The 6,637-nt window shown below is 53.8% G+C and carries 8 protein-coding genes; 5 read left to right on the forward strand and 3 right to left on the reverse strand.

Annotation, left to right across the window (positions count from 1 at the left end; all coding sequences use genetic code 11):
• The 5 genes from O6929_08265 to O6929_08285 all read left to right on the forward strand — a co-directional run.
• Positions 1 to 188, forward strand: a 188-nt coding sequence (locus tag O6929_08265; protein MCZ6480380.1) for a tetratricopeptide repeat protein, incomplete at its 5' end; no start/stop codon positions are given.
• 412 nt (positions 189 to 600) lie between these two features.
• On the forward strand, positions 601 to 1,947 hold the full coding sequence (locus O6929_08270; GenBank protein MCZ6480381.1) for an ATP-dependent Clp protease proteolytic subunit: 1,347 nt from the start codon (positions 601 to 603) through the stop codon (positions 1,945 to 1,947).
• Positions 1,948 to 2,035: 88 nt separating this feature from the next.
• Positions 2,036 to 3,028 (forward strand): flotillin-like protein FloA, encoded by a 993-nt coding sequence (gene floA, locus O6929_08275; protein MCZ6480382.1) that lies wholly within the window; start codon positions 2,036 to 2,038, stop codon positions 3,026 to 3,028.
• A gap of 17 nt (positions 3,029 to 3,045) precedes the next feature.
• A complete protein-coding gene (locus O6929_08280; GenBank protein MCZ6480383.1) occupies positions 3,046 to 3,504 on the forward strand; it encodes a hypothetical protein in 459 nt (152 codons plus the stop codon).
• Between the two features lie 250 nt (positions 3,505 to 3,754).
• Entirely contained in the window at positions 3,755 to 4,306 is a 552-nt protein-coding gene (locus tag O6929_08285; protein ID MCZ6480384.1) for a hypothetical protein, read from the forward strand.
• Between the two features lie 246 nt (positions 4,307 to 4,552).
• Here the strand turns inward: O6929_08285 and O6929_08290 are convergent, their stop codons facing one another.
• The 3 genes from O6929_08290 to O6929_08300 form a co-directional block, all read right to left on the reverse strand.
• Entirely contained in the window at positions 4,553 to 5,443 is an 891-nt protein-coding gene (locus O6929_08290; GenBank protein MCZ6480385.1) for an alpha/beta hydrolase, read from the reverse strand.
• Between the two features lie 329 nt (positions 5,444 to 5,772).
• Positions 5,773 to 6,330, reverse strand: coding sequence for a YbjQ family protein (locus O6929_08295; GenBank protein MCZ6480386.1), 558 nt, complete (start codon positions 6,328 to 6,330; stop codon positions 5,773 to 5,775).
• A gap of 81 nt (positions 6,331 to 6,411) precedes the next feature.
• A partial coding sequence (locus O6929_08300) for a hypothetical protein (protein ID MCZ6480387.1) occupies positions 6,412 to 6,637 on the reverse strand: 226 nt, incomplete at its 5' end.

Genomic DNA, 6,637 nt, shown 5'->3' on the forward strand with positions numbered 1-6,637 from the left:
GCCACTACGCCAAGGCCGAACCCCGATATAAGCGGGCGCTGGCGATTGGTGAGAAGGCCCTGCGGCCCAACCATCCAAACTTGGCAAAATTATTAGATAATTTGGCAGAACTTTACATAAAGATGGGCAGGGATGACGAAGCAAAGAATATGCTCGCCCGCGCCAAGCGAATTAGGGCGAGCCAATAACCACAAAAAGGGCATATTTCACGATGTAATCGTCACTCGTAACCGTTGAGGCTCAGGGGCAATAACTGTTGAAATATGCACTTTTCGGTCGGATGGCTAGAGTTAAGATTACCTGGGATAGTCGTTACTCCAGCATTTTCGTTGCTCCCTCTACTATCTGGGCCTATATTAATATCAGACACCTTTTTCAGCCCGAGTTCTTGAAGCAGTAAACCGCGAAGCTAACCTAGTAGGGGTAGGTCAACGCCGCGGGACTCGATGCCGGGTTGCCCTTCAAGGGTAGCTCGGCTTTTTAAGTTGGGTTGGATAGTGAGCCCCTCGTAGGAGTCGGTGGACTGCATGAGGGATAATTCCTATCGATTATAAGGCGATGGACGTTCGTATGATTCACTGCAAAAGTCGGGGACTCAGGATGCGCCTTGCACGAAAAGGGATAAGGAGCATACGTGGATTCTTGGTGCTGATGGTTCTGGCGGCGGGTCTCGCCTCTGCAGTCGGTACCGAATTGGTCTACCGGGTGGTGATCTCTGGAACCATCGATCTGGCGCTCGCGCCATATGTGGCTAGGGTCATCAAGGATGCCGAAAGGGACAATGCTGACCTGATCGTCTTCGACATCAACACGCTGGGTGGCCGAATGGACGCGATGCTCGATATTCGCGATGCCATCGTGGGTGCCAAAGTGCCCACCGTCGCCTACGTTAATCCTCGGGCCATCAGTGCTGGTGCCCTTATTGCGCTGGCGTGCAGGCAGATCTACATGGCCCCAGGTGCAACCATCGGTGCGGCCACGCCCGTTTGGGGTGGCGGGCAGAAGGCCAGTGAGAAGGTGGTCTCCTACGCCCGATCGGAATTTCGCGCAACGGCAGAACGCAACGGGCGCGACCCCGAGATTGCAGCGGCCATGGTGGATGAGTCCATTAGGATACCGGGGGTCATCGAGGAGGGTAAGCTTCTGACCCTGACCACCGAAAAGGCGCTGCGGCGGAAATTCGTGGACGGACAGTCCTCCAGCTTTGATAGCTTGCTAAGGGAGCTTAAATTTGAAGGTGCGCAGGTGTTTCAACCTAAGATTACCTGGGCGGAGCGTCTTGTCCGACTCCTGAATAATCCCATCGTTAGTGCGATTTTGCTGTCGATGGGTTTTTTTGGTCTCATAGCCGAGGTTCAGACGGCTGGTTGGGGTCTTCCGGGCTTAGCGGGAATTGTGGCGCTGGGACTGTTTTTTGGCTCCAAGTATCTGGTGGGGCTGGCGGGCTTCGAGGAATTACTCCTCCTCGGACTGGGTCTGATACTACTTGGACTGGAGATATTTGTCATCCCTGGTTTTGGCATCGCCGGTGTGTTGGGGATCGTGGCGCTGATGGTGGGCTTAGGCATGAGCCTGCTGGGGCGGGTGCCCACGCTCAGCGACGTTTCCAATGCCGTTTTGGTTCTCCTAGGAGCGCTGGGACTGAGTATTTTCGGCACCGTGATTCTTTTCAAATACGTGGAGCGTACCCCCATATGGCAACGCATTGGTCTGCCGACCAGGGCTACGAAGGAGGCCGGCTTCGCCGCTTCGGAAGTTCGCAGCGACCGGGTCGGAAAGGTTGGAGTTGCAGTGACGGACCTTCGTCCCAGCGGCACCGGAATGATTGATGGGGAGAGATTGGACGTCGTAACGGAAGGAGGCTATATAGATTCTCAGGAACGAATTGAAATTGTGAGAAATGAGGGATACCGGTTGATCGTTCGACGGATTTCGCAACCGAACTGAAAGCCCGGCGGGTATCACGGAATATCGAGTGCCTTCATCTGGTCGTCGATAGATTGCACCTTAACCCTAAGTTTTGAGGAGGATCGCCATGGAAACTTTCACGATTGCAACGGGCCTGACCACTCTGGTCGGGATCATTCTGTTTCTCATGCTCCTGAACGTCTTTGTACCCGTTGGCTTGTGGATCACCGCCTTCTTTTCTGGTGTCAAGGTAAGCTTGGGCACAATGATTGGCATGCGTTTGCGTAAGGTGAAGCCTCGCCTCATCATCAGCCCCCTGATCAACGCCACCAAGGCTGGCCTCAATTTGAACATCGGGGAGATGGAAGCCCACTTCCTGGCCGGTGGCAACATTGATCGGGTGGTCCTTGCGCTGATTTCGGCGGACAAGGCCAACATCGGGCTGACCTTCCAGCGAGCCACCGCCATCGACCTGGCCGGCCGGGACGTCTTGGAGGCGGTACGCGTCAGCGTGAACCCGAAGGTCATCGAGACGCCCCTGGTTGCGGCCGTGGCCAAGGATGGGATTCAGCTCAAGGCCCTTGCCAGGGTTACGGTGCGGGCCAACATCGACCGTCTGGTGGGCGGGGCTGGAGAGGAGACGATCATCGCCCGTGTGGGTGAAGGGATCGTCTCCACCATTGGCTCAGCTCAAACTCACAAGGCAGTGATGGAGAACCCTGATAGCATTTCTGAGACGGTACTCAATAAGGGGCTGGACGCCGGAACCGCGTTCGAGATTCTCTCCATCGACATTGCCGATGTGGACGTAGGCAAAAACATCGGCGCCCAATTGCAGATCGATCAGTCCGAGGCGGATAAGAAGATTGCTCAGGCCAAGGCTGAGGAGCGTCGGGCCATGGCCGTGGCCCATGAGCAGGAGATGACCGCCAGGACCCAGGAGATGCGCGCTAAGGTAGTGGAGGCCGAGGCCGAGGTTCCCCTGGCCATGGCGCAGGCCTTCCGAGAGGGCAACCTCGGGGTCATGGATTATTACAACATGCAAAACATTAAGGCGGACACGCAGATGAGAGAGAGCATATCCAAAACCGGTCCGCCTGGAGAGCATGAAGAGCGGTAACGCGTGGAGGAGGCAGGATGGAGGAATACCAATACTTAATTTGGCTCTTGATCTTGTTGCTCATTTGGGGAATTCCTGCCCTTTTCCAGTGGCTGCAGAAGCGGGGTCAGACGAGTGTGGCCGCCCCCGAGGGTGAGGACCCGGCGCGTCTTTCTGGTGTCGAGGAGGCGCCCCCTGAATATGCCCTCCCTCAAGCCTTGAAAAAGGCAAGAGAGAGTGAAATGCCCGCACGGCCGCCGCTGCCGGTCCGGCCTGAGGTGCGAGAGGCGCAGCTCGAGGAGTGGATGGAGCAGCCCGTCGAAGTCCCTGCGGTGGAGAGAGCAACTGAAATTCCGAAAGCCCGGCCCAGCGGACCCTCGTGGTTCCGGGACGCAGGTGATGTAAAGAGAGCGGTCATCTGGGCGGAGGTCCTTAGACGACCCGTTCCTCGACGTCCGAGACGAAGGCATCCCCGCAATCGTGCGGGTATGGTTTGACGTTACGGCATTCAGGAGGAAAAGACGCCCAGCCGACCCGGACTGGAAACGTGGGATAAAAGCTGGCGTGATATCTCCGGTCAGACACCAAATGGGAAAAGCAAGATATTGTTTTGTCGAAGGGGGGAGGACTTGGCCCCTGTCCCCAGGTGAGGGAGGGCTGGCTGCGAGGGGCAAAGGACTGGTAATGGCTGCATAATTTCAGATAGACCGATAGTCCTATCAGTTCATCGACTAGGAGGGTAAAGTGATGTTCAAGAAAGTAACTGAATTCTTCGGTGGTCTATCCCTTCCCACTAAGGATATATCGGGTGAGAAGATATATGAACACCTTATAAATATAGGGATAGATGCAGAGGTAATCCCTGAAGGGAGTCCAGATGACCCAGGGCGAGGCCGAGGCATGTCGGATTTAGAGACTAATCAATATTCGTTTTCTATCAAAGTGAAAGAGCTACATATCGATGTCATACAAATAAACAGATTTTTGGCCGGAGGTTATGGGAGGGGCACTTCACCCCACCCTGTCTACCGGATTGACTATATTATAAGAGATTCTGGGCAAAAGATAGAGGATTTATTTAGAAGGCTGGATAAGAAACAGAATCGAACGTTAGTAAAAGAATGGGTTGTGTTAGATTGGCCGAATCATTGTGTTAGAATATTTGGAGTCCCAGTTTATGTCTCTCAAACGGATACTCTTTTTCCTTCTTTGAATACCCTTGAAGACTATGATAAGAAAGCCTGGCAGGTCCGCAGAATGTTAGAGAGCGGGCGGTTTCTATGGGACCAACCTGAATAACCCGAATACTATTATAATGAAGGTTACTCAACCGCGTAAGGAAGATTCGCCTCGGTCTCTAATCGAAACCTACCTCATCGAAAGTGCATATTTCACGATGTAATCGTCACTCTTGACCGTTGGGGCTCAGGGTCAATAACTGTTGAAATATGAACTTTTCCGTGGGTTGGCCAGAGTGACGATTACCTGGGATAATCGTAACTACCAAGGGGATCTTCATATCTATTAGCACCCCATACCAAGCGCTCACGAGATCATAGCCTCCATGATCTCTTCCAGGTGGTTATAGGCTACCAAGAGATGAGTTTCACCCGGATAGAACCTCGCTTGGCAATGAGGTAAGGCTTTGGCCATGGCCCGTCCCATCGATACCGGGACGTTTACATCTCGCTCTCCATGCCAGAGGTAAACGTTGTTAAAGGCAACATCTTCCAACTTGAACCCCCATGGTTGTACATATAACTTTGCGTCGTGTGCGGGTCCCCTGCTTCCTTGAAGCAAAGCTTCAAGCATTTGGGCAATATACAACGTCCCCAACGCGTTCCTGCCCGCTTCGGGCAATCCCTTCCAGAACTTTAATGATAGCTCTTTAATTTTCTTTTCGTCCTGAGTATGTCGACGGTAACGCCCTACGTCCAACCACCATATCGCTCTGAGAAACCAGGAGAGCCGTCGGGCAACGAAAAATCTCACTCGATTGCCCAACATCATCCCTTCAGTCCCCAAAAGGTCAATCGGCCCTAAGCCTGCGACGATCCCACAAGCCGTGAGTCGGTCCGGAACCTGGTATGCGCACGCCAGAGCGTAAGGCCCCCCTCCAGATACTCCCTCAACCGCAAAGCTATCGATCTCCAAGGTATTGGCCAACTGCACAACGTCGTCCGGCCAATCCAAGATCTGGCGACCGGGTTGAAAGTCGGACAGCCCCATGCCAGGGCGATCGATCCCGATGAGACGGACCCCTACTTTTGCCGCAGCTTCATCGGATACGCTGGCCTCAAGTCGAGAACCTAGGTACCCGTGAAAATGAAACATCGGCTTGCCTTCGGGATCCCCGTACTCGGCGTATCCCAACGACCGTCCATCGCGTAGCGTATGCGTTTTGTGTGTTGTGGCTGATGAATAGAGTGTCGACATAGGTTCTTGACCTTCCCCCAGCCATTGTACCATCTTCCGAGTTAGAGTTTGGTATATTTCGGTTTTCCTATTAGATGGTGTTAGCCAGAGGGCATATTTCGGGAGAAATATTAACTTTCAGTAAGTTAGGCGAGTTACTATTTCCTAGGATAATCGGAACAGTTCGTTTCCGGGTCGCGAAAAGTTCTTTAGAGATTCATATTAGCTCATTTAATGTGGGATTAGGAAGGACGACCTTTAAGCTGGATATTTCTGGTCAGGAATATTCATGAATGACTGGGAAAGTTCCATTAACCTCTTATTCATCAGTGCAACCTTTCTCATGTGGTCTATTGGCTGAGCTTGACGGCTGTTCCGTAAGCAAAAAGTTCAGACGCAGTGCCCACAACGCTCGTTGTCATATAGCGAACATTGATAACTGCATCCGACCCCATCTCCGCGGCCTGCGCGATCATCCTACTGGTAGCTGTTGCCCGAGCGCTTCCCATCATGTCTGTGTACTCGGTCAGTTCGCCGCCGAGGATTAACCTGAGTATGGCTGATAGATCTTTGCCAAGCCAGATAGCAAATACCGTGTGGCCCTGGACGAGACCCAAAATTTCCGTGATCTCTCGGCCGGGCAGTACATCGGAGTTCAACAGCAGAACTGTGCGATCAGACTCAGTAGGCAGCGGCTCTTCAACTGATGCCTTGTGTGCCCTTTGTTCGAGAACCACTGTCAGCAGAACAACAAGGATACCCCCGAGAAGGCAGAAGACCGCTATCCTCAGCCACCAGGGTACGACCGGATCATCGGCAACCATTACGTGCCATGGCATCCCAGCAAATACTGCGGTAAAAAGCCCGAGCACGAACGCCGCTGAGCCAATATGTCGAAGTACTTTCATGACCTCTCCTTTTTGACCACCATAAACAAAATCTCAGCTAACGAATAGACTCACCGGCTCCGCCAGGGCGGGATCCGGCCATTAGAGCGGCTCGATGCGGATAGGCTCCTCGGTGACGCCCGCCTGCGCGATGGCGTCCGAAAGGGCCTCCTGGTCGGGGTAGGCCCTATCGGGGATGGCCCTCACCGGGACGGCGTCCTCGAGCCGGTCCGGCTCGAAGACCCACGGCGCGAGGCGAAGCGAGAAGGGCTCCGGTATCTCCGCCTCCAAGGGCTTCCCGCCGAGGGTGGAGGCCCGGAGGAAGGTG

Source organism: Candidatus Methylomirabilota bacterium (genome assembly GCA_027293415.1).
Lineage (GTDB): Bacteria > Methylomirabilota > Methylomirabilia > Methylomirabilales > CSP1-5 > CSP1-5.